This is a genomic window from Candidatus Eisenbacteria bacterium, from assembly GCA_030017955.1.
Classification (GTDB): domain Bacteria; phylum Eisenbacteria; class RBG-16-71-46; order JASEGR01; family JASEGR01; genus JASEGR01.
Genome location: JASEGR010000006.1, coordinates 36,225 through 60,138, shown reverse-complemented (window position 1 = coordinate 60,138; position 23,914 = coordinate 36,225). Strand labels below are relative to the sequence as shown.

Annotated in this window: 21 protein-coding genes; 8 read left to right on the top strand and 13 right to left on the bottom strand. The window is 51.4% G+C overall.

Annotated features, from left to right (window positions below; genetic code table 11):
* Positions 1-840: 840 nt before the first annotated feature.
* The 3 genes from QME66_01820 to nfi all read left to right on the top strand — a co-directional run bounded on the left by QME66_01820 (position 841) and on the right by nfi (position 2,509).
* Entirely contained in the window at positions 841-1,128 is a 288-nt protein-coding gene (locus tag QME66_01820; GenBank protein ID MDI6807704.1) for a nucleotidyltransferase family protein, read from the top strand.
* Entirely contained in the window at positions 1,125-1,478 is a 354-nt protein-coding gene (locus QME66_01815; GenBank protein MDI6807703.1) for a DUF86 domain-containing protein, read from the top strand. Before QME66_01820 ends, QME66_01815 begins: the two co-directional genes overlap by 4 nt.
* Before the next feature lie 290 nt (positions 1,479-1,768).
* Entirely contained in the window at positions 1,769-2,509 is a 741-nt protein-coding gene (nfi, locus tag QME66_01810; GenBank protein MDI6807702.1) for a deoxyribonuclease V, read from the top strand.
* Between the two features lie 242 nt (positions 2,510-2,751).
* Here the strand turns inward: nfi and QME66_01805 are convergent, their stop codons facing one another.
* On the bottom strand, positions 2,752-5,157 hold the full coding sequence (locus QME66_01805; GenBank protein ID MDI6807701.1) for a homocysteine S-methyltransferase family protein: 2,406 nt from the start codon (positions 5,155-5,157) through the stop codon (positions 2,752-2,754).
* Between the two features lie 236 nt (positions 5,158-5,393).
* Here QME66_01805 and QME66_01800 point away from each other — a divergent pair, with 236 nt between their 5' ends.
* The 3 genes from QME66_01800 to QME66_01790 all read left to right on the top strand — a co-directional run bounded on the left by QME66_01800 (position 5,394) and on the right by QME66_01790 (position 9,618).
* A complete protein-coding gene (locus tag QME66_01800; protein ID MDI6807700.1) occupies positions 5,394-6,707 on the top strand; it encodes a SpoIIE family protein phosphatase in 1,314 nt (437 codons plus the stop codon).
* A 66-nt stretch (positions 6,708-6,773) separates the two neighbouring features.
* Positions 6,774-7,550 carry a FecR family protein gene (locus tag QME66_01795; protein MDI6807699.1) on the top strand — a complete coding sequence of 259 codons (777 nt, stop codon included), beginning with the start codon at positions 6,774-6,776 and terminating at the stop codon, positions 7,548-7,550.
* Positions 7,540-9,618 carry an adenylate/guanylate cyclase domain-containing protein gene (locus QME66_01790; protein ID MDI6807698.1) on the top strand — a complete coding sequence of 693 codons (2,079 nt, stop codon included), beginning with the start codon at positions 7,540-7,542 and terminating at the stop codon, positions 9,616-9,618. The genes QME66_01795 and QME66_01790 overlap by 11 nt, the downstream gene beginning before the upstream one ends.
* Here QME66_01790 and QME66_01785 read toward each other — a convergent pair.
* The 12 genes from QME66_01785 to QME66_01730 all read right to left on the bottom strand — a co-directional run bounded on the left by QME66_01785 (position 9,598) and on the right by QME66_01730 (position 21,614).
* Positions 9,598-10,407 (bottom strand): sugar phosphate isomerase/epimerase family protein, encoded by an 810-nt coding sequence (locus QME66_01785; protein MDI6807697.1) that lies wholly within the window; start codon positions 10,405-10,407, stop codon positions 9,598-9,600. The genes QME66_01790 and QME66_01785 overlap by 21 nt on opposite strands.
* On the bottom strand, positions 10,407-11,573 hold the full coding sequence (locus tag QME66_01780) for a type II and III secretion system protein (GenBank protein MDI6807696.1): 1,167 nt from the start codon (positions 11,571-11,573) through the stop codon (positions 10,407-10,409). Before QME66_01780 ends, QME66_01785 begins: the two co-directional genes overlap by 1 nt.
* 68 nt (positions 11,574-11,641) lie before the next feature.
* Complete coding sequence (locus QME66_01775; protein ID MDI6807695.1) at positions 11,642-12,532, bottom strand: hypothetical protein; 891 nt, start codon at positions 12,530-12,532, stop codon at positions 11,642-11,644.
* Positions 12,532-14,073: a hypothetical protein gene (locus QME66_01770; GenBank protein ID MDI6807694.1), complete on the bottom strand. Its 1,542-nt coding sequence runs from the start codon at positions 14,071-14,073 to the stop codon at positions 12,532-12,534. Before QME66_01770 ends, QME66_01775 begins: the two co-directional genes overlap by 1 nt.
* A 78-nt stretch (positions 14,074-14,151) precedes the next feature.
* Positions 14,152-15,375 carry an ATPase, T2SS/T4P/T4SS family gene (locus QME66_01765; GenBank protein MDI6807693.1) on the bottom strand — a complete coding sequence of 408 codons (1,224 nt, stop codon included), beginning with the start codon at positions 15,373-15,375 and terminating at the stop codon, positions 14,152-14,154.
* A gap of 72 nt (positions 15,376-15,447) precedes the next feature.
* On the bottom strand, positions 15,448-16,485 hold the full coding sequence (locus tag QME66_01760; protein MDI6807692.1) for a hypothetical protein: 1,038 nt from the start codon (positions 16,483-16,485) through the stop codon (positions 15,448-15,450).
* A gap of 3 nt (positions 16,486-16,488) precedes the next feature.
* Complete coding sequence (locus QME66_01755) at positions 16,489-17,076, bottom strand: hypothetical protein (GenBank protein ID MDI6807691.1); 588 nt, start codon at positions 17,074-17,076, stop codon at positions 16,489-16,491.
* Positions 17,077-17,086: 10 nt separating this feature from the next.
* Positions 17,087-17,536, bottom strand: a complete 450-nt coding sequence (locus tag QME66_01750; GenBank protein ID MDI6807690.1) for a cyclic nucleotide-binding domain-containing protein — start codon at positions 17,534-17,536, stop codon at positions 17,087-17,089.
* 11 nt (positions 17,537-17,547) lie between these two features.
* Positions 17,548-18,039, bottom strand: a complete 492-nt coding sequence (locus QME66_01745) for a hypothetical protein (GenBank protein ID MDI6807689.1) — start codon at positions 18,037-18,039, stop codon at positions 17,548-17,550.
* Between the two features lie 6 nt (positions 18,040-18,045).
* Positions 18,046-19,803, bottom strand: a complete 1,758-nt coding sequence (locus QME66_01740; protein ID MDI6807688.1) for a GspE/PulE family protein — start codon at positions 19,801-19,803, stop codon at positions 18,046-18,048.
* A gap of 10 nt (positions 19,804-19,813) precedes the next feature.
* Positions 19,814-21,166: a type II secretion system F family protein gene (locus QME66_01735; GenBank protein ID MDI6807687.1), complete on the bottom strand. Its 1,353-nt coding sequence runs from the start codon at positions 21,164-21,166 to the stop codon at positions 19,814-19,816.
* Positions 21,167-21,233: 67 nt separating this feature from the next.
* Positions 21,234-21,614, bottom strand: coding sequence for a hypothetical protein (locus QME66_01730; GenBank protein ID MDI6807686.1), 381 nt, complete (start codon positions 21,612-21,614; stop codon positions 21,234-21,236).
* Positions 21,615-22,104: 490 nt separating this feature from the next.
* Between QME66_01730 and QME66_01725 the strand changes: the two genes are divergently transcribed.
* Together QME66_01725 and QME66_01720 are read left to right on the top strand one after the other, a co-directional pair.
* Positions 22,105-23,175, top strand: a complete 1,071-nt coding sequence (locus QME66_01725) for a hypothetical protein (GenBank protein MDI6807685.1) — start codon at positions 22,105-22,107, stop codon at positions 23,173-23,175.
* Positions 23,172-23,909 (top strand): FecR family protein, encoded by a 738-nt coding sequence (locus tag QME66_01720; GenBank protein ID MDI6807684.1) that lies wholly within the window; start codon positions 23,172-23,174, stop codon positions 23,907-23,909. Before QME66_01725 ends, QME66_01720 begins: the two co-directional genes overlap by 4 nt.
* The last annotated feature ends 5 nt before the right edge of the window (positions 23,910-23,914 follow it).

Genomic DNA, 23,914 nt, shown 5'->3' with positions numbered 1-23,914 from the left:
GCGCATCCTGGCCAAAGTCACCAAATGTAAAGAAGCGTTAGACGCACTACACTAGGGGACAGAGGTGATGATGTCGAGTCGTTTGATAGAAGTAAAGGAGTGTGAGGTATGGTTGGCAAGAAAAAGGATAAACTCGAGAATTGCTGGACTTGCGGAAAGACACTGGATTCGATTTTGTTTACCGCTTTGATGACGGAAGAATGGTCGTGGAACGGGTGGCATTGGGAGTGCATCTCGAGGCACAGCCTCGTCACTGACCCAGAGCAAAAGGTGATATGTCCTAGTTGTGAGCATGAGGTCGGTACTGGGCGGGAGTTTGGCTTTTGAGAAGGTCACATGTGAACAGGGAATTCCGCAGATAACAGTTGCGTGGTACGCCGAGACATAGATGGGTGAAAAGGAAAATGGAACAAAGAGCCACAAGGATTGTTCGAAGCAAGAGCCCAATCGCCTACAGCTATGCGACAATTAAGATAACACAAAGTCGAATAGACAAAGGCTTGATTGCGATTCCCGTGGCCTTGGCGAAATCATTTCCTCACCGCAATGATAATGTTCAGGTTTACCTAAATGATTCACCGGTTTCTCAGAGCAAACATTATTCTTCGTATGATAGTACTACCCGTGAATGCAGAATTGGAGGTATGGGACGGTGGTTTTACCAAGGGTTGCGGGACCAGGGTGTCGTGAGTACGTCATCGGGATGCCAAGGCTGGGACAGATGTTTCGACGCTGGAATAGCTGACGATTGGTCAGGAGCAGGTATTTGCCGCGAGAAGACAATCCTTCGCCAAAGCAGCACCTGGAACTGTAGCATGAAAAGGTGGATAGGGCGATAGTATGCAAACGGATGTCGAGGAGATAGCACAGAAGATCATCCCAATTCTGCAGCGATACGGAGCCAAAAGAATAGGACTATTTGGCTCATTTGTCAGAGGGGATATGAGGGAGAATAGCGACATTGACATACTGGTGGAGATTGAGAAAGATATTAGTTTACTCGATTTCGTGGGACTTAAATTGGAAATCGAGGAAGCACTGGGGAGAAAAGTGGACTTGGTGGAGTACGGTGCAATCAAGCCTATTCTCAGGGAAAGAATTCTGAACGAGCAAGTGAGAATTCTATGATAAGAGACATGAGAGTTTATATCGAAGATATTCAAGAGAGTATTGCAAAAATAGAAGAATACACGAAAGGAATCACGGGCGACGATTTCTGCAGCAATACTAGGGTTCAGGATGCTGTCTTGAGGCGACTGGAAATCATAGGTGAAGCTGTGAGGAGTATTCCTCAGGAGTTCAGAGAGAGATATCCGAACATACCATGGAAAAAGATTGCCGGAATGAGAGACGTTCTTATTCACCACTATTTTGGAGTAAACCTGGAACGGACTTGGAAAGTTGTCAAGGATGACATTCCTGATTTGAAGAACAAAATGGCCGGAGTGGGGAAAGACTTGGAGAAAAACAATACTTGACACGGGGGAGTCAGCAGCGCGACTCCGCATACCACACAGCGTATCCGGCCACACGGCTCGAGTTGTCAGTACGAATTCACTATCTTCGACTCGGAACTCTTGATATCTGAGAAAGGCTGACTCAGGTGGCCTCGGCGGGAAAAAGAGGGGCAACGAACTACTTACAGGTTACTTCGGGAGGTCGAACATAGTGCCATGCCGCAATGAAGCGGCGCAAGGGTGGTCGTGCAGCAGCCAATCGACGCTGAATTCGTTTATTAACTCATGGTCGCGGACGATCTAGTTGCAGCGTGCTCGGCCAGATAGAGAAGCGATTGGCCCTGCGAGCTGGAGAGTCGAGCTATGCTACTTCGACCTTCAAGAAGATTCTGCCATCGATGGTCCGAGAAGATCTTCATCCATGGAATGTGAGTCCCAGAGAAGCATTTGTCATTCAGCATGAGCTGCGGAAGAGAGTGATAAGGAAAGGCAGAATAGGGTCGCCGCGGCTGGTCGGCGGGGTGGATGCCAGTTATCTTGAGGACGGGACTATTGTCGCGAAGGCGATTGTGGTGTCTTTTCCTGAGCTTGAGCTTCTTGACGTGGAGAAGTCCAGGCTCAAGGTCAAGTTTCCGTACATACCCGGGCTCCTTACCTTCAGGGAAGGACCAGCAATCATAGAGGCTGTCCTTTCTCTGACGAGATCCCCCGACGTTGTGATCTTCGATGGACATGGGGTCGCTCACCCGAGGAGCATGGGGATCGCGTCTCACGTAGGGGTCCTTCTGGACATTCCGACTATTGGATGCGCGAAGAAGAATCTCTTTGGCATGTATGCGCCCCCAGCCAGGGAGAAGGGAGCATTCTCGGAAATCCTGGATAAGACAGGGAAGAGAATCGGTGTAGCCCTAAGGACAAGAAGCAGGGTGAAACCTGTTTTCGTTTCGCAGGGACACAGAATCAGGCTTGCTGACGCGATAAATATTGTACTTGCTTGCTGCCCGCGCTACAGAATTCCAGAGCCCCTCCGACTGGCACACTCGATCGTGTGAGGTGTGATTGCTCGCGGGGAGATGTCCTTGAACCGGCTTTCCGAAAATCTCTGGATTCCCTTCTCGGACGAGGGAGCGACCCCCAAGGGGACGAATTTGTGCTGTCTGAGGCCGTAGGCCGAGTTCACAAATTCGAGTGAGTGAGGACGAGAAGGATCGACATTTTCGGCAGGAGGGAAAGGACATCCGAACCGAGTGGTGGCGGTGGAGCCCATGCCTACCCGGCCTGCCGCAATGTGTAGTCAGATCTTCTTCGCGGTTTTTTCCATCAGTGATTTTGCAAGCTTGACTGCGCTCATGCCGTCTCTGGCGTAGCCGTCAGCGCCTATCTTCTTTCTGTATTCCTCCGTGACCACTGCACCGCCGATCATCACTTTTGTAGCAAGCCCCTTCTTTCTCGCGAGCTCAATGCACTCTTCCATCCTCGGCATTGTAGTTGTCATGAGTGCGCTCAGCGCTATTATGTCAGCCCTGGCATTCAGGGCTTCATCGACTATTCTTTCGGAGGGGACGCCCTTACCCAGATCGACAACCTGGAAGCCATGACTTTCGAGAAGTGAAATCACAATGTTCTTTCCGATATCGTGGATGTCTCCCCTGACGGTTGCAAAGACAATCTTACCCTTCCGTGCCGCTTCTCCAGTCTCAAGTTTCGGCCTTATGATCCGAAACGCTCTCTCAGCAGTCTCTGCAGAAAGCATGACCTGAGGGAGGAAGTACTGTCTCCTGTCGAAAAGAGTTCCCACTTCATCCAACGCAGACGGGACAAGCTCGGTTGCGAGCTCCCGGGGAGATGAACCGGAGGCCAGTGCCGATTCAACAAGCCGCGCGATATTCTCCCTGTCGCCTTCGAGAATTGCGTTCCAGACGGCTTCCTTCCCAGCATTGCCGAAAACCGGCGCAATTGCCGTTTTCTCTTCGGCCTTTGGCCGGAACATTTCTATGAAACGCTTTCCATCCTTGTCCTCTCCCAGCAGGAACCCGGCCGAGAGGGCTGTTGATCTCATCTTCTCGTCACACGGGTTCAGTATCGCCGCCGTGAGTCCTCCAAGGAGCGCCATACTTAGGAAAGTCGAGTTAATACTGGCTCTCTCGGGCAGACCGTAGGAAACGTTGCTTATGCCGAGAACGGAGAAGAGACCTTTATCAGTGAGACTCTTCAGCGCTTGAAGAGTTTCGTTTATTTGGTGCTGGGACGCCCCAAGCGAAAGAGCAAGCGGGTCAAAAAGAATATTCTCCCCTCTTATTCCGAGCTTCAATGCTCTATCCAGTATGTTTTCGGCTATCGCTATTCTCTTCTTCGCATCTTCCGGGATCCCGTCGTCGTCAACAAGCAGGGCAATCAAGGCAGTGCCATATTTTCTCGCGAGAGGAAGGATGAGATTCAGACTTTCCTCTTTCCCGCTGACAGAGTTCACGATTGGTTTCCCGTCCACCGACTTGAGGCCAGTCTCAATTGCCGCAGCATCCGGGCTGTCGATTGAAATCGGGAGATCGCTGACACTATTCACGGCAAAAACGGCCAGCTCCATTAGAGGCGCCTCGCTAATCCCGGCCACGCTCACGTTAACATCGAGCGCCGAAGCACCACCTTTTGTCTGTTCGATTGCCATCTTTCTCAATGTGGTCGTGCGGCCTTCCTTCAGTTCCTGCGAAAGCGCGGTCTTTCCGGCTGGGTTGATCCTTTCTCCAACAATCAGAAGGGGATTGTTCTTCCCGGCGACAACGAGCTTTGTCCTGCTCGCGAGTTTGAGATGCTTCGGCCGCGGCTCCGGCCTTCTGATATTCCCCATAGCTTGCCTTATGGCCCTAATGTGAGCCGGTGTGGTCCCGCAGCAGCCGCCGACGAGGGATGCCCCGAGTGATATGAATTTGGTTGTATAGTCGGCCAGGACAGCCGGCTCGAGTGAATAGACGGTTCTCCTTCCGTCCAGCTCAGGCAGGCCTGCATTCGGCTGGATGATGAGCGGAAGATCGGTAGAGCGCGAAAGAGTCTCGAAGACCGGATAGAGCTCCCTCGGGCCTTTGCTGCAGTTCGTACCAACAAAATCAATGTCCATTGACTCAACGATTGCCACTGCGGTTTCAACATCAGTTCCCGTTGCCATCCTCGTGTCGTCAACAAATGTCAGCTGGCAGCCCAACGGAAGAGATGTTACATCTCTTGCCGCGATGAGGGCTGCCTTCACCTCCCTGATGTCAAGCATGGTTTCAAGGAGAATGATGTCCGCCCCGGCCTCCACGCCGGCCTTAATCTGTTCTCTGAAGATGTCCACTGTCTCATCGAAAGAGAGTTCGCCGAGTGGTTCAAGGAATTTTCCAGTGGGTCCGACAGAGAGGGCTGCATAGGCGTTTCCCGAGGCGGCCTTCTTTGCAATCCTCACCCCCTCGAAGTTGACTTCGAACACCTTATTCCCAAGCCCGTATTCCGAAAGCTTGATTCTTGTGCCGCCGAGAGTGTTCGTAGTTAGAATGTCTGCCCCGGCCATAAGATACTGCTTATGGATTTCCTCTATGAGCTCGGGCCTTGAGATATTGAGCTCCTCAAGACACACCTCGGGATCGATGCCTTTTCCCTGAAGCAGGGAGCCCATGGCTCCGTCAAGAAGAAGGACCTCTTTACCCAGCCTCTCTCTGAATTCTCTCATGGATTGCCGAACCCCTTTGCCTGGCCGCGATTCCCCTGAATCCAGGCCTCACTATGATTACCGGTGCCGCCTACCTTCCGGGGATTGTTCGCAATAGTAGTGGACATGAGTATGAAAGGTCAAGGATGCTTGTCAAGCCAAGTTTCCCTCTTGACACCACAATTCACGAGGCGCAATCTACTAGTAGGAATCAGTAAATCATTAAGTGCCATCTGATGACATTCTGGGGGTGTGCTATGGAATTGTCTGCACATGTCGCTCGGGCCTGGGATGGAAGGGAAAGAAGGCGAAGGGAGAGAAGAAAAAGCCTTGAGACTCAAGGTGCATTTCTTCTCTCACTGATTGAGGCCAGCAAGATTCTCAACTCCACGCTTGACCTCGATGAGCTACTTAAGCTCATAACTGAGATTGCAACCAATAGAACTAACGCAGACAGAGGATCTATTTTTCTCCTGGACAGGGAAAAAGGCGAACTATGGGCACGGGCTGCTCTTGGGGAAGAAATCGAAGACGTCAGATTTCCGGTCAGTTGCGGCATCGCCGGCTATGTTGCAAGAACCGGTGACAGTGTTTTCGTAAAGGACGCATATTCGGACCCGAGGTTTTACAAGAAGTTTGATGAACTCAGCGGCTACCGGACCCGCTCTCTCCTCTGCATCCCTCTCAGGAACAGAAAAGGCGAGATAATCGGATCGTTTGAACTTGTCAACAAAGAAGCGGGTGCTTTCACTTCGGAGGATAGGCGGTTTCTTGAGGGACTGTCGACTCATGCTGCACTTGCGCTTGAGAATGCAAGACTGCACAAGGAATCTCTGGAAAGAGAAAGACTCCAGCATGAGATTTCCCTTGCATCCAGAATCCAGAAGAGGCTGCTTCCGGCAGGAGCTCCAGAAATCCCGGGATACGAGATATTCATTTTCAGCAAACCGTGTGATGAGGTTGGGGGAGACTACTACGACTTTCTGTTCCTGGATAACTCTGCAGTCGGCATAGCCCTTGGTGATGTCACCGGGCATGGAGTGCCGGCTGCGCTTCTAATGTCCAATCTCCAGGCGCTGCTAAAAACCGTATCGCGGTCTCAGAAGACCGTCTCAAAGATCGCCGAGGAAACGAGCAGCCTGCTTTTCGAGTGCACCGACCCTGGAAATTTCGCCACCCTGTTTCTCGGAGTGCTCGATCCTGAGAAGGAAACTATTACCTATTCAAATGCAGGGCAGAATCCGCCGGTCCTCGCCAGAAGTACGGGGGAGATTGAGCTTCTCACGGAGGGAGGAATTCCTCTCGGCGTTCTCGGGGACGTGAAGTTTGTTGAAAGAACGATTCGCCTGGAGAAGGGGGACTCTCTCGTCATCTTCACCGACGGGGTCGTCGAAAAGACCAATTCTGATGGCGAGGAATTCGGGGACGACCGCCTCCTGGATATTGTGAAGAATTCCGTGAAGAACAACGCTTCTGAGACCGGGAATAAGATCTCCGAGAATCTGGCCGGTTTCTCCCCGGGCTCGGTCGAGAGTGACGATATCACCTTCCTGGTCTTGAAGCACATATAGTGCGGAAACGTCAGTCGCGTTCCCATGCCGTCGGGTGAGACGCTGGGGTGTGAAAGGAGGTTCATCTTGAAGTTCAGAAGGGCGCTTCTTTTCTGTACAGTATTGGTTCTTGTTGCCGGGCCTCTGGCGCTCTGCTTCTCTCAGGAATCAGGTCCAAGGAAGGAAGCCAGGGTTACACTTGTTCTCCCCGTTGCCGTCCTCGAGAGGAAAGGTGAGAAGGAGACGATCCGGATTCTCCCCAACATGATAGTCAAAGAGGGCGACAAGATAACGACCATGAAGGGATCGAGGGTTGAGATCACCTTTCCGGGAAGCACGGTGCTCAGAGTTGATGAAAACACGTCCATACTCATCGAAGGTCTGAAAGCAGGAAAGGTGAAAACGAGAATTCTCCCTTCTCTTGCCGGGAAGGACAAGGCAAAAGTCTGGGGCAAGATCTACAAGAAGGAGGAGGGCAAAGGGCTCGAGGTGAGAACCCCGATTGCGCTCACCGGGGTCGAAGGGACAGTCTTCAGAATAGACCTTCTTTCGGATAGCATGACTACCGTCAAAGTGTATACCGGGTCAGTGAAAGTTGTTCCTTCCAGAGTCATGCCGGAAGGGGAAGACACTGCGGAGACTGGGTACAAGGTCACGTCCCCCCGGCAAGTCTCAGGACCGCGACAGGTGCCGGGGCCCCGGGAGGTCACTCTCAACGAGTACACGGTCATCCTCAGCGCTCTTGAAGAGGTGACATTACACGGGGGGAACATCAACGAAAAACCCGTTCCTCGGAAGTTTGATTTGACGGCTGACTCCCTGGACGTCTGGGTGAAGTGGAATCTTGAAAGGGATGCGCGTTAACCTGCTTGCCCGGATGAACTCTTCTTCCAACGCTGACCGGGAAGCATACAAACCCGGAAAACCGCGATCGCCTCGTGGATTCCGTGGATTGCTGAGTTCTTTCCGCCCGCGTGGCGGCCTGCTCGTCCCGCTCATAATCTCTCTTATTTCCGCATCTCTTACTCTCATCCTCCTTGTTGCAGGCGTTTTCTATCCGGCGGAGCTCAAGTCTGTTGACCTGAGGTTCAGGATCAGAGGTGAATCGAAGGGGAGTTCCATTGTCTCGATAGTGACAATCGATGAGAAGAGCGAAGAAGGCTTTGGAGAGAAGTGGCCGTGGCGAAGAATCTATCATGCTCTTTTGATTGATGCTCTTACTGACTTTGGAACGAGAGCGGAGGGATTTGATGTTTTTTTCTCGTCCAGCAAGGATGATGATGCCGCGTTCAGAGAATCTATCTTAAGGAACGGTCATGTGCATCTGGGACAGTACTTTGAACTTGGAAGGGGCGATGAGGCGGAAGTTCCAGGGAAGGATGCGAATTCTCTTTCGCCCCAGACCCTGAAGTTCTCAATCCCGTTTTCAAACACAAGGGCGCTCCCCGCAAAGAACATATTTCCTCCTAACGAGACTCTTCTTTCAGCGGCAGCAGGAGTTGGTTTTGAGCAGCTTGACCCGGACATCGGCAGGAGGGGACTCAACTCGGACGGCACTGCAAGAAAGTATCCCGTTCTGGTTTCTTTTCAGGGGAGATTGTTTCCTTCGATTGCCCTGTCGATAGCCTGCGACTATTTTGATGCCGATTTGTCGGAGGTCACTTTTGAATCCGGCAGGTGGGTGGTGATACCCGGGGGACTGAGGCTGGAAAAACCTCTCAGGATTCCAGTTGATAGAGAAGGCCAGATGATTGTCAACTGGACTGGAAAATGGGATGGCCGGTACGGGATAAAGAAATTCTCGTATTTCGATATTTGCGAATCCCGAAATCTTATCCTCAATGATCTTCAACCTAGGATAGCAAAGGAGAAACTTGCCGAACTTCAGGGCAGAGTCGTCCTTATCGGGGACGCGACACTTGATTCGCAGGATAGAGCCACTATTCCATTTGAGACTCTCTATCCGATGGTCGGATTTCAGGCAAATGCATTGCATACCATTCTTGAAAGAAGCTTCCTCACGCTTGTGCCCATGCGTTTCATGGTGCTTGTCATCCTTGTCCTGTCTTTCGGTCTCGCATATCTCGTGTCCGAGAGGAAGGCAATCACGACGCTCCTGATTTTTGTTGTTTTCGGAGCCGGATATTTCGCGTTGTCCTGTTTCTTGTTTGCCAGGTCGGGTTTGATCACGGACCTGACCGCCCCGACGTTTTCGCTGTTCGGGACGTTTGTGGGAACAGTTGGGTACAGATTTGAGAAGGAGAGAAGAGAGAGGCAGAGGATAAGCAATACTTTCGGAAAATACGTATCCCCTGATGTGCTTGGCGAGATACTCAAGAACAGACAGGCCACCATTCCCGGCGAGAAAAGAGATGTGAGCATACTATTTTCCGACGTGCGTGGTTTTACGACGATATCTGAAACGCTTTCGGCTGAAGAATTAGTGCCGCTAATAAATGAGTACCTTACAGCTATGACCGAAATCATTTTCTCTCACGGGGGCACAGTCAACAAATTTGTGGGGGATGCGATAATGGCAATCTTCGGGGCTCCGGTTGCGTGTGACGATCACCCCGACAGGGCTCTCAGAACTGCCATCGCTATGATGACAAAGGTAAGGGAAATGTCCGCAAGGTGGAAGGAGGAGGGCAAGCCTCCGCTGGACATCGGGGTCGGAATAAACACGGGTATTGTCTTCGCCGGGAACGTAGGTTCAGTTGAGAGGATGGAGTACACGGTGATGGGTGACGGTGTGAACGTTGCATCAAGACTGGAAAGTTTGAACAAGGATTACGGGACGCACATAATAGTAAGTACGGAGACTCTGAGAAGGGCAAAGGGAAAATTCATGGTCAGAGAGCTTGGCACCGTAAGTCTGAAAGGCAGGAAAGAACCTGTGTCCTGCTGTGAACTACTTGGTGCGGGGAATTAGCTCACGTTTTTTTCGCTTCCACAGCTTGTGTTCTTCCAGAAAATCAAGGCTTTTCTCGAACCTGCTCACGTCGAGTTCCAAGGTAACAATTGGAAAGAGCTTTCTCTTCTCGAGCTGGCGAAAGACGTTAACGATATCCATATTCCCCTCGCCAAGTGAGAGATGGTCATCGTGCTCTCCCGCGTTGTCATTCAAGTGGATCTTTCTGACCAGCCCGTCCAGGTTGTCCAGCCATTCCTCGATCGGCTTCCTGGAATAGACATGAACATGGGCAGCATCAAAGCACACCTTGAGCCACTCCGAGGACACTTCCCTGACAATTGCCTCAATTGTCGACGAATCCCGCGCAAATGTGTTCTCAATGGCAATGACGATCTTCTTCTCCTCAGCTTCCCTCACGACCGGTTTCCACGAGTCCATGGAGATGTCAAGCCAGATTTTCTGATAGGTGATCGGAAGAAGAGGGTTCAATCCCGTGTGGAAAACAACAAGGCTCACTCCGAGATGTGAGCACGCTTCAAGAGTCTCGGAGAAGCAGCGCAGTGTGTAGCTTCTTACCGAGGAATCCCTGCTCCCCGGATTCAGATCATAGAACGGACCGTGCGCAGTGGGAGTTATGCCGTTCTTTCTGAGGAGATTGCCGATTCTCTGAAGCGAGGCAGCCTTGGCATTTCTGGTGTAATCGATGTCATAGAGCATGAGTTCGACGCCAAGGCCGTTTTCGACAAGAAACGGCAGATTCTCTTCCACTTCAGGAGGGGATATTGTCACCTCGAACTTCCGAAACACTATTTCCTCCTGGTCCTCTGTTCGAACTCCTGTCTTCTCTGCTCAATCTTCTCCATCATGGACTTGTCTTTTTCTTTCTCCTCGAGGCGCGATTTGAGTGTTGGAACGATGTTTGCTTTGACAAGTATTACAAGCTCATTTTTCGTTACCTGCTTGCTGTCATAGCCAAAGACGTATTTCAACCCAAAGAACCACCATGGGAGGTCCTTGAGGAACGGAAATCCTTCTCTTTTTACTGCCTGGGAAGTGCCGTAGAGACCTCCTATTGCAGTCTCTTCACCGTTGAAGAGGAGAGCATACGTAGAAGCAGTCGTTTTTCCGATAGTGCTGGTGCCGGCCTCGTATGAACTTCTTTCGGCACTGATCAGGAGGTAGATGAAGTCAACGCCGTCCTGCGTCAGGACATGCGGAGTCACAGTCAAGATTGTTCCAGTGCTCTGAAGCTGCTGAATTGTATTCCCGGCAAAGTCCCTTGTTGTGACAAAGAAGTCTGTTCCAACCTTCACATTTCCTTCTTTCCCGCTGAGAACTCTTATCTGAGGATTGGCAATAACTTCACCCTGGCCTCTCGATTCAAAGAACCTGAGAAGTGTGAGGACATCAACTGTGCCGGTGGGTCCTCCAGCCACGCCTGCGGACTTGACTCTCCCGTCTTTGAGCGCAAGCGTGTCGCTGAAGGTGAATTTTACACCCCCGGTCCTGAGAGAGGCCCAATCTATGCCAAGCTCTCTCAATGCAGACCTATTTGCTTCAAAGAAGATGGCGGATATAGAGACTTCTCTGGAATCGACCAGAACCTCAGGCGAGGGAGCGGCCTCTCTTCCTCCCTCCTCGAGTCTCTTCCTTAGCTCAATAGTCCTTTCCCGCGAAACAATCTCAAGGCCTCTGTCCTTGGCAATGATATTGAGAGCAACCTTCCACTGGACACCGGGCACATCGAACCCGATTTCCTTATCTGCATCTTTATAGTCTTCAGGCGCGATGATTCTCATGCCGCTCACAGACTCAATTACTCTCATTGCCTCCCTGAAGGTGGCTTTCCCGCTCAGGGCAACTATTTCGGCCTCCCGGGAAATGCCGCTCTGTGTCGCTTTCTGGGCCCAGCATTGCGTTATGCCAGCAGCCGCAGTGAGAAGAATCACAAAGAGAATAGACTTGCGGTTCATGTTTTCTCCTTTGGAGAACCCCCGGAGCTGTTGACTAAGCACTCACTTGAGCAGAGCCAGGATCTTGACTATCGTTTTTGGCTTCCGGATGTCAACATCTCCACCCTGAGGGACTTCTTCTCCGTTACGCCTCCCTTGTTGAGAAGGAATCCGACTTCGCCTTTGTCAGAATCGATCTTGGATACGAATCCAAGGTAAACTCTATCCCCTTCCCTGAGGGAAAAGAGGTCTCCGCTTGCGTCCTTGAGAAATGCGACTCCCTTTCCGGTTCCGAGAAGGCTCGCCGTGTCAACATCAAGAAGCCCCTCGTCGTTTGGAGGAAGCAGTTCATAGACAAGGGGTGAGAAGGGGTTCAAACTAATGCTTGCCGGTCTCAGGAATGGAGAGACTTTCGGTTTGGGAAGCTCGCTGTGGGGAGCGTAGTAAGCTCTGATGATGACCTCGAATCTCACCTTGCCCAGTCTGGGGTCTTCCTGGGAAGGAGGGATCGCATCGATCCTGATGGACTCTATTCCGTAAAGAAGCGGCATGTTTTCAAGATACCAGATGAAATAATAGAACCGGAGGAAGTCTCCGTCTCCGCCCAATCTGTAAGTGTTGTAAGAGTAGCCTTCAGCATCCGTCTTTCCCTGGAAAGAGAAATCTGCACTCAGGAAAGCGCCTCTCTTGCCAAAAAGCGTATTGAAGTATGCGTAGGTCGTAGAGGGGTCGTTCTGCGAAGGCAGTATCCTTGAACGCCGTGAAAGCTCTTCTTCCTTTTCCTTCACCTTTGTCTTCAAGAACGGTATGGAGTCGATCCTCGAACGGACAGCCGCAAGCTCTGTCTTCTTCCCGTTCTCCAGTTTCCTTAAAGCCCTCTCCTCACCGGCTTTTTTCTTGAAGACCCGGTAAGTCCCAAAACTCAAGATGACACAGAAGAGAACAAGCATTATCAGGGTGGTTCTCAGTACGTTCGACACTACTTCTTTCCTCCTGAGCCCTCGGCTTCATATGTAAATGAGTAGATTTCCTTCTGTCTTATAGTTGCCCTCCTCACCTCGCCGAGTTTCGGCTTGTCAAGGTATTTGGAGAATGATGAGACTCTATTTCTGTACACCGACCGTCCCACCAGGAGAATCCCTTTCTCAGTCGTCCCGAACTCGGTGAGCCAAAGACCTCCGAGGTCGCTCGTGCCTCGCGCCATGCGTGAGAACATCGTGGTCCATCTGGGCGTGCTCTTCTCCAGTGCGTTGAGCTGCCCAAGTGCCTTTCCCAGAGAAACGAGCCTCGCCTCATTCTGGTCTACCTCGACAAGAAGAGGCTTTGCTTTTGCGATCTGGCGATCAAGATAACTGATGTTTGCCCTTCTTGAATTCATGGCGGATGAAATCTGAATGTCCTTGCCTGCCAGGAAGAACGCTGCCAGGACAAAGAGTGCAATAATGGCAATGTGATACCAGGTAATCTTGATGAGTTTCTCCATCTCGATGACCTGGGCGGGAAGAAGGTTCGTTAGGTAGAACCCGGGATGTCCGGGTTCGAGAGCTTTCCATGCGAGGCCGAGGGGGATTGCGTACTCACAAACCGTTCCCTTTTCTTCTTCGCTGAGAGAGCTCAGATCCAACTGGGGCGGAACGAGATATTCGACTGACGCATTTGGAAATCTTGGAGCCAGGAAGTCCTTCCCTCCGAGTCGTACTACGTCTCCCGCGAGAACGACGCGGTTGACCTCGGTGATGCCGGCCTCATCCTGTTCGAATATTATCCTGCTGTGAACCGTTTCAAGTATCTGTGGAGAATCGGCTCCCTCATTGATTACCCTGGAAGAGCGGAGGTAGTCGCCGCCTTTCAAGAAGAGGACCCGTGAGAACTCCTTTCCGATGTAAACGACGGCCTGGACCTGGTCTCTATCCGGGGTATCGGCCCGGACAAGGTTCATTAGGGCAATCATGTTCGAATCCACGGTTGAAACCCTGAACTTTGCGCTAACGAAGCTCTTTACGGTCGATATCAGGGCAAGGAGCTCCCCGGGAGGGTCGTATGCAAGACCGATAATGCTGCCTCTGTCAGTCCTGAAGCAATCAAGCTCACTCAGCTTGGCCTGACTTTCTCCTTTCCGCTCAAGTTCGGCTCTGAGCTTCTTCATCACGCTCTTCTTGGACAGCTTTGCCGCATTCTTGCCAAACCGGGAGGGGTCAATCTCATAGAAGAGCACGTTCGATTCGCTGAGATTCAGCGCAAGAAGGGAGCCTTTCGAGGTAGCTTCACCAAGCATCCGCAGAAGGACTGACGAGTTATCCTCAGCTTCCACCTTCGGCTTGGTTTCTCCAAGCTCCGTGCCGCCAAAGATTTCTTTGAGGGAAACTTCTTCCTTATCCTTTGTAACGTCTTCGGCCACATCGAGCTTTGTCAGCAAGTTTCCCTTTGAAAGCGAGAGGACCTTGAAGACCTTGTTCACTTTCACGAGATGCGCCGATCTTATTTCCGTTCCATCTACTGCGATACCTACACCGCGCTTCATAAGAGGTTTCCCTTCTTCATCTCTTTGCGACTGCGTGGGTCACGGTTGAAACCGGAAAGCAGCATGGGCTGAGTCATCCTATTCCTTGAGGATCTCGTCCAGCCTCTTCTTGTTGTTTGCATAGTTCATGGCTTCTTCCCGGGATATTCTTCCTTTTGCGAACAGGCGCTTCAGATCCTGCTCCAGTGTCGTCATCCCCTGGTCTGCCGATTCAAATATCATCTGAAAGATCTCGCCGCTGTTGTTGTTCTTTATGGCAGCCCGAATGGAGGATGTCATTAACATCACCTCTTTTGCAAGAACTCTTTTTCCGTCCACGGTAGGAACCAGTTTCTGCGATAACACGCATTTCAGCGTATCGGCAAGTCTTTCTCTCACCCTGTTCTGTTCCTCTACCGCGCATTCTCCTATTATTCTGTCTATGCTCTCAACCGCAGAGGCCGTGTGCAGGGTTGAAAAGACCTTGTGGCCGCTGTCGGTTATCTCAAGAACAGTAAGAATGGTTTCGGGATCTCTCATCTCACCGACTACCACGATGTTCGGATCTTGCCTCAGCGCCTGTATTGCTCCCTCCTTGAAGGAGAGAACATCCTTTCCAACCTCCCGATGCCTGACGATACAATTGCTCGGCTGATGAACTGTCTCGATAGGGGACCCTATTATTACAATATGTCCGGTAGAAGTCTGGTTGTTCAGGTCGATAATGCTGTCAAGTGTCGTACTCTTGCCGGCACCGGTAAGACCGGTAACAAGAATCAATCCATGCTTGTCGAACTTGATCGCAAGAGCACGCGCTATGTTGGGGTGAAGCTCAAGGTCAGTGAAAGGTCTTATTGCATTTGCAATGATTCTCATGTTAAGGGCAAGAGAATCCAGGTCAAAGTACATGTCTCCCCTGAACCTGAAACTCGTCTTGGCATCGGCGGCCACAAAAGAGAAATCCAGATTCCTCTCCCTGCAGAGGTGTTCTCTCTGGCTTTCCGTGAGGATGGATTGAAGAAGAAAATCCGATTCATCCGGGGTCAAGGTGCCCAGCGAGGTATCCGGTTTCTTCTCACCGAATATCCTGTACCAAACAGACCCTTTGCACCCGTGCCCTCCGAGGTCTATGTCGGAAGCTTTGTTTGCCTCCATCTTGAAGAGGAGGGAGTTGAGGGTTTCTCTAAGGGCTGCCACATCAGAAGCCGGTGTTTCCCCCAGGATTTTCGCCACGAGGTTCTGCTTGTCAACTCCGCCGACCCCTTTGGGGAGTTTAGCGGCCAGCTTGGAAAGGATTTCTTTTGCCTCCACAGTTCCTCCCATTAGGAAAACCATCCCTGCCAAAGAGAGGACATGCCTAGAGCCCCGGCTGCCCTGTGACGGGGCCTGCCTGTCCTACTCGTACCATGCGTAAGGCTTAAAGTAGTTTATGTCAAGTTTTGAACGGGCAGTCTCAAGCGACGAGGAACTGTAATAGAGACTCATGCTCCCTTGGGACCTGAATCCGAATCCAGCCGGCCCTGACTCACAGAGCAGGCCTCCGTATATCGTGGAATTCCCCTGGAGCTCTATGCTTCCTGCAGACTTTACGAGAATGAATCCTTCCCAGTAGAAGTTCCCGGTTACGGTCAGCGATCCATCCACTGCAAGCACGCCAACGCCGGAAGTGGCACCGGCGACCTTCACAATTCCCGAGATAATCGTGACCTCGGGCTGAGCTCTTGTCCCCCAGACCTGTCCTCCACCGATAGTTGTCCTGACAGAGAGTATGCGTGTCGCCACTGAGCGGAATCCCTGAAACATTCTGTTGAAATCATAGGTGCCCTTAAGTGTTGAGATGCTGGGTTCAGGGCCGGCTCCCTGGACTTGATTCCAGCTTGGACCGAGTCCGGCGACAAGGGCGGTGGAATCTGCTGCGGAACTTGCCGATACGCCGGGGACACTGTCCGCGGGGGAGGCGAGCGGTCCCCCGGGGAGCCAGTCGTGGCCGTCGATCAAAAACGCCGCTCCCAGGAAATCAACGCTTGTGACAGCTCCCTTGAGGCCAATCGCAGCCTCGGTGTCTTGAGGTACTAGGCTCTCTCTCTTTGCAAGCACCTTCACCTTTCTTGAAGTGGAGCCAACCGATGCGGTTGCAAGAAGTCTTACTTCGTTCCTCGCAAGAGTCGAATCAGTTGTTGAATCCACAACAGTCACGGTCGCCGATGCCCCTGAGAAGGGAGGAAGGGTAATCGTGCCCCTCAGGTCGTTGTCCTTCGAGATCTTCCTCAGGGCAATCAACACGGACGACCCTGCGGCATCCCTGGCAGAATAATCCTCGAACGAAGAAACAAGATTTCGAGTAAGGCTCTGGACTGTCTTATTGATGCTGGATTTCAAAGTGCCGAAAACCACAAGAAAGCCCATGACGACAAGAAGGGAGGCTCTTCCCAAAGGTCACCCCAGGGTCAGATTCTTGGGAGAGACCCTGAATTTTCCGATTGCCTTTGTGTAGTCTCTCCCGTACTTGTAGGGGCTTTCGACTATAACGGAAACCTGAACTGTAACGATTGAAGCCTGCCTTGCTCTTCTCTGTTCCGCTGTCTCACCCTCCTGCCTTTCAATCTTCTCCTGTGCGGCTCCGAAATAGGAGAAATCCAAAGATGTAACGCCGGTAGCAAGCAATTGCCTCGCGCCATTAAAATTCCTTATCAGAGTCCTGTCGCCGGGATTCTCAGTTCCGGCAAGTTCATCCACTGGCCCCAGGAAATAACCGACTGAGTCAGCTGAGCCATCATCATTCAGATCTCCTCTGAAAAATACAGTGTCCGACCTGGCCGTAGAAACTGCCGGACTTACCTTGTAGCCCATGTTTTTCAGGTCTCGCAGCATGAGCGCGGTGATGGTTCCCAAATTCCTCTGTACTGCGACTTCCATTGTCGCCCGGTGTGAATTCTCAATCAGCGATGCGTTGAGCGAGAGAACAGTGCCGAGGAGTATTGCTCCTATTATGGCTGATGCTGCGATGTCGAGGAAAATGCCCATGGGTTACGAACTAGGTTAGTTCGAGCTCCCTCAGTCTATTGTTCAGCAGCCAGATTCTCTGATTTGCCTTGCGCAGCTGGCCGACAAGCACGTGCGTGACGTTGACGAAGAACTGCTGAAAAAGCACTGGAGGTTTTCGCCTGAAGTACGCCATAACCTGCGACCTCTCATACTCCCTCACCCTCACGTAGCCTTCCGCCACAACCCTTGCTGTTCTGGGGTGCTGGAGAACGATTACGGAAGCACCGAGGGTATCTCCCTCTTTGAGGGTCCCGAGGTTGGCATCATCCAGCCACAGCGATACTTCTCCGTCTTCGATTATGTACATCTCGAGACCCGGCGTGTTTTCCCGGATTATCACTTCATTCAGATGGAATTCCTTCTCCCTTCCAATGGCGAGAAATTCCCTTCTGTCCTGGTCTGAAAAACCCATCAGAAGGAGCTCTTTTTCACTAGGCAATTCTGTTTACCTCACTTTTCGAAGTAGGTGAACACATGACTCAACCGGAGAGGCGCTCTGAGAAAAGGAGAACTTACCGTTACGGTCATTCTCTTTGCATAGGTCTGTCCCTGAGCAGTCTGCGTAGGGTCGTTTTCATTCACATAGGCGACGTCAATGCTTACAGCACACTTTCCAAAAGAAGTCGAATCCCGTAAAGCGAAGTTGTTGAAATCATCCACATCATCAAAATCAGGGTAGGATTCACCAGTGTCTTTTCCAAGCCTCCCGGCCATCGTGAATCCGGCGGGCGGGTTAGAAGGATAGCCCGATACAGTAGTCTCGTCGTACTTCAACTGCCTTGCCATCTCGACGTATTGCTGCGCAACAGACACAGCATACATGCCGATTGTCCCCTCCGAAGCGAAATCGTTAGCCTGAAAAAGTGATGTATTCACAGAAAGTATAAGCGTTGAGAGAAGTGCCATCGCGCAGATAAGAAAAAGCATCTCACCGGTTGACATTCAATCTTACTCCTCGACGGTTGCAGAGATTATTTCCTCGATGGTCGTGATCCCTTCCTTAGCCTTCTGAGCGCCAGATTCCCTCAAGGTCAAAACACCAGTCTTCTTTGCCTGCTCTTTGATCGCCGTCTCATCCACTGTGTCTTTTGATGAAGAGATTATTTTCCTTATCTCTTTTGTGAAAAGGAGCCCCTCGTGTATGGCCGCGCGCCCCTTCCATCCTTTGTTGCACTCCGGGCATCCAACGGGTTCGTAGAAAACCGCGGATTTGATCTCTTCATCGCTCAATCCAAGCCGCCGGGCGGCTGGCACATCGGGTGTTTTTGCAGGCGCCTTGCACTTTGAGCAGAGTGTCCTGACCAGGCGCTGGGCAATTATCACGTTGATTGCATTGGCAATGAGAAACGGCTCGACGCCCATGGTATAGAGCCTTGTGACAGAACTTGGAGCATCGTTCGTGTGGAGGGTGGAGAATGTGAGGTGGCCGGTATTTGCAAGCTTGATCGCTATTTCAGCAGTCTTCAGGTCCCTGATCTCGCCCACCATGACGATGTCAGGGTCATGTCTCAGGATAGACCTTATCGCCTGGTCGAAATTCATCTTGTTGCCAATCTTGAGCTGTCTTGCACCCTTTATCAGGAACTCGACCGGGTCCTCAACTGTCAGAACATTCACGGTTGGATCCATGACGTGGTGAAGAGCTGCCATGAGCGTTGTGCTCTTCCCGCACCCTGTAGGCCCCGTAAGAATGATTATTCCCTGTGGGGCAGAGATTGCTGCCTTGAAATCACTGAGAGCTTTCTCAAGAAATCCCAGCCGCTCGATTTCCGTCACAACATTTCTATCATCCAGCACCCTTACTACAATTGATTCCCACTTTCTCCTGAATTCGCTTCCGACTATCGGAAGAATTGAGACTCGATACCTTATCCACTGGTCATCAACCCTCTTCTGAATGAACCCGTCCTGCGCGATTTCCCTCTCAAACCTGTCAACATTTTTGGAGAAATCCTTGATGACCGCAGAAACTGCTTCGGGTTTGTATGGGTCGATTCTCCAGAGCTGAAGATTGCCGTCAATCCGGAAATGAATCTCAGTGCTCTTCGAATCATGAGGGACGACATGAATATCGCTCGCGCCCTTCCTCACGGCCTCTATCAGAGAAGCTTCAACGAGCGCCCTGAGTGCAGAGACTGTGTCCTTGTCGATCGGCTCTTCTGCTCCTTCCTCTTCGGACACTTCAATGGGCTGACTCTGCTTTTCAACTATCTCCAGGAACTCATTCTTCGGCGGTACCACTTTTTCCAGCAGGGTGTCGAATTTGTTAAGCCTTGTGTAGAGAATCTCGTGCTTTTTGTAAGGGAAATGCCTTGAGAGAGATGAAACTTCCTTGTCTGTGGGATCGGGGGTGATTATGAGAAGAAGGTCCTTCTGGTCCTCGGAGACTTTGAACGGCAGCATCTTTCTTGTGATTATCTTTTCCACAATTTCAGGGGTGAGCTTATCGAGAATGCCTTTTATGAACTCAAGCCGCGGATCATCCACCGCCTGTTCGTCAAGGTTGAGCTCTTTGAAGGCGTAGAAGCGTGAGACTTCGCTGAAGACGGCGTGGTGATCGATTCCGAAGTCGGAAACTAATATATCGGTGAGCTTTCTTTTCCCGTCTTCCTGCTCAAGAATTCCTTCGGCTCTTTCAAGAGTCTCGGCGTCAACAATTCCTTTTTTCGAAAGAATCTCACCTATCCTGCTCTTCGGCTGCGGCATTCCCGGCCCCTTACATTGAGCCCAAGTCGGGCTTTATGAAGGCAGTCTCTGATGAAACGAGCGTGAGCGCAAGCGTTACGATCATTATTACAAACGCAATGACCAGATTTATCAGTTCGACGGTGCTCTTCATCTTGTAGCCAGTTTCCTTTTCATAGTAGTTGGCAAGCTGCTCGGACGAGGATTTGAGCGCGCCCGATTCCGAGCCCGACCTGAAGCGGGAGATGGCATTCACGGTGAATACTCTGGTCGCTTCAAGCGCCTCCACGAGCCCCTTGCCTTCCTTGAGCATAAGCGGAATCGCAACCGTTTTTATTCTCTCTTCCATGTATTTGTTCCTGCAGGCCTCTGCCGCCGTGCGGATGACCGCAATGTTCTCGCCTGAACCCGTGTAGAGCGAGTTGAAAACCCTTGCAAATATCTCGATGCTGGTTTTGTGAATAAGAGATCCGAGGACTGGAAGCTTTATTATGTACTTGTCAAAGAGCAGCTTTCCTTTTTTTGTCTTTGTGAGTATCACTGTCGCTACGGGAGGGACGATTAGAACTGCAAACACGAGCAGCATGTGAGATCTGAGAAAATCACTTGCGGCAAGCGAGGCGGTCGTCATCGGCGGAAGCTTTATCTTGAGCTTCAGAAAAACCTCGGCGGTCTTCGGGAAGATGTATCCGACATAGTAAACGACTGCTCCGAAAAGGAGAAGGAGGGTGACGATTGGAGTGATCAGGGCGCCTCTCAGATTTTTTCTGAACTCCTGGTCTCTCTCAAGGAACTTGGCGGTACTGTCATATACCTCAGCCATGTTTCCGCTGTTGGAGGCAATCCCCAGCATGTATGCGGGGAATCTTCCCAATGTCTGCTCATGTTTCTTGAAGACCTCCTGTCCATCCTTGCCGTCCTTCAGATCGGTGCTGATTTGCGAAATAGTGCGGCGCAGTGTCTTGTTCGTAGTGTCGTTCAGGACGAGGTTGAGAATCTCGTCGTAGGGAAGTTTCTCCCGCAGGAGGTCTGAACATATTCTTACGAAGAGGACAATATCCCTGTTGGGGGGTTTGAAACTGAAGTCAAGGAGCTTCTTCTGGACCGATATCTTGAAGCCCCTCTCCGGCGGGAACTGCCTCTTCAGGAGGACTTCAACTTCTTTCTTGTGAAAGGCTTCTTCCTCACCTTTCTTGGTCGGTTCCCCCTTTTTCGTAATTCTGTAGATGAACGAGGATTTCTTGCTTACTTCGACCAGGCGGAGCTTTCTCTCCTGGCAGAGCTTGGCAACTGACGACCTGGCCTCGCCCTTTCCTTTAGCAAGGATAATTCCTTGTACTGGTTTTCCTGCGAGTGAAATGGCTTTGTACCGGAACTCAGGCATGCTCGAAGCTCTGGATGTGCGGGGGAGAGCCGTTCAGAGATCCCTCCCCCGCACAGCGAGTGTAGGACTACCTGTTCTCTGCTCTAGTGATAAGTCCCCTTGCAGAATCGGGATGCAATATGCCAAAAATGTTCTTCTTTGCCGTGGGTGCAGTAATCTTAAGCCAACCGGACGAATCAGCAACGGTCATTGCTATGCCGCCGGTAGTCTTGCCGTCATCACCAATTTTGTCGAACGTTACGCCAGTCCAGGACCTCCCGCCGCCTCCGAGTTCAGCAGGTTTCTGATACCAGGCAAGCGCCGAGGCAGCGACTCTCTGGCAATCCTGTCTTGCTGCATCAAGGTCAGCCTGCTCCCCGGCTTTTCCGAATTGCCTCAAGCCCACTGCCACCGCAGCGGCAATTATGATTATTGCAAGAACGATCATGAGAATCTGGGTCTGTCCCATCTTAGATTACCTCCTTGATAGGTAAGGAATTTCACACGAACTGGAAGAAACGCGTTCCCGGAGTCTGCTACCACCCCCTTTCGGCCATAATCATCCGAGTGCAAAACTCGCGTTAGCATACACAGTAATACTTCTATTCCAAAGTTGTCAACAAGAATAAGGGGAAAAGCGCGCGCTTCCTGTTTTCCCTCTCCAAATTGTGCCCGTCGTGCTGCGGGCGGATGAGTTTTCTCGTCCGCCCATCTCATCGCCGTGTCCGAAGCCTGATACGGTCTTGCTCTTGGGCGTTCCTCCTTGAGCCATCGTTTAAGTGCTAACTTCGCTTGACGCGAATGCGGCATGATGCTAGACTATGGAAGGTTTCGCTGATGCCTGCTAGTGCCGTCCGTGGAACCGCAAATTTTCTCTTCTCAATTCCCGCCGGGACTGCTAGTGTGGCTTCAAGGCTCACTGAACCGGAAGGGCAGATGGCTAGAGGAGACTTCTGGAAATGAGAAAGCTGTTGGTTTTGGCTCTGCCTTGTTTGATTCTCTTGGCTGCTTCGACGGCATCCTCACTCCCCACTGTCAAGATCACCCTTCTCAATACCGATATTCAAGTTTTCCGCATATCCGACTTCGACCTCAGCGATGCGACAAACAATCCGCTGATCTTTGAGGTGAAGATTACTAACGATAACCTACGGCGAGATGTTCAGCTTTCCCTTGTGGTAACCAGTACCCGGCGCGGAGAGTTGGGAAGCGGGACATCCACGGTAAGCAGCCTGAAGCCTGACACTATTATCGTCCTCACCAATAGAGATTTGGGAACCTCAACTGACTTCAAGATTGAGGATTTCTCGATTAGGGATGCCGCCGAGGGCCTGAAGGGCGCCATTCTGAGCACTGGGTCTCTTCCCGCAGACACTTATACCTTTAGGCTTCAACTCCGCGACGTCGGCACTGGAGAGGAATTCGAGGGCGCGCTGACCATAACCGTTCGAAACCCGAACACGCTTGAGCTCCTGGGCCCTGGAACAAGATTCGGCGGAGAACCTCCTTCGGTAAGCTCGCCGCCTCCACCATTTCAATGGACTTCCCAGGCGAACGAATTCAATTTCGTTCTTGTTGAGCTAATGCAGGATCAGGTTTCTGCTGAAGAGGCTCTCGACAACCAGCCGCAATACAAGGTTGACAGGTACAAGTCTCCTTTCCAGGGCTCTCACTTCCTGACGTATCCAAGCTCGGCGGAAGCCCTGCTTGAAGGACACACCTATTGCTGGCAAGTCGAGGCGATTGTGAAAACGTCCGGCGCTGAAGAGACCATACTCAGCGAAATCTTCTGGTTCAAAATCGGGCAGAGGCGGATCGCGCCTGTGAGCAATGCTTCTGCAGTGATCATGAGCATCCTTTCACTTTTGCCCCCGAACCTTCTGGCGGATGTGCTGAATCAGCTGGAAGGGTATGTACCGGATGGAAATATCTTTCTGGACGACAAGCAGATTACTCCTGAAAAATTGCGTACGATAATAAATGAAATCAAACAAGGCAAGCCGGAAGATGTTGAGGTTTCTGTCAGATGACAAATAAGCCGGGTCTGTCGATGGGCTTCTTGAGGATTGGAGTTCTTCCCCTGGTATCTCTCCTCATTATCTGTATCCAGCTCTCTCCTCATGAGTCGTCGGCTGGTGAGCCCAAAGCCATTGCGCTCGTCATGAAAGCGACCGGGAATGTGAAGCTGAAACGGGCAAACCCGGGAGAATGGTTTGTTCCCAAGAAGGGTGAGATTCTTGATGGAGGAGATCTCCTCAGAACAGGCGAAGATGGTTTCGCTGCAGTCCTGTTTCAGGACGATAAGAGTCTGGTGAAGATAAGCTCAAATACCGAGCTCGTTGTGAACGGAGAAAGACAGGGAAAGGCTGTTTCTAAAAGACTGTGGGTGGGAGCTGGAGATTTGTGGGCCAAAGTGACGAAGACGGAAGGCACGCGGTTTGAGGTTGAGACCCCGACTTCAGTCGCATCCGTCAAGGGATCAGAGTTCTATGAGGAGGTGGCGGAGAACGGGTTCTCGAGCCTAATTTGCATAGAAGGCGAAATGGAATTCTCAAACGATTATGGATCCGTCACTGTTAAACCGGGAATGATAGCGACTTCGACAGGGAATGAGGCCCCCGGATTGAGGCCGGTTGTCCAGGGAGAGACACCCGGGTTCGGGGCAGAAGAGGGCGCAGTGACTGAAGAGGAAATCAGGATCGAATACAAGGACAGTCAGGGCAACATAAAAGAGCTGATTATTAAGAGAAAAGTGAACCGCTAGAGCTT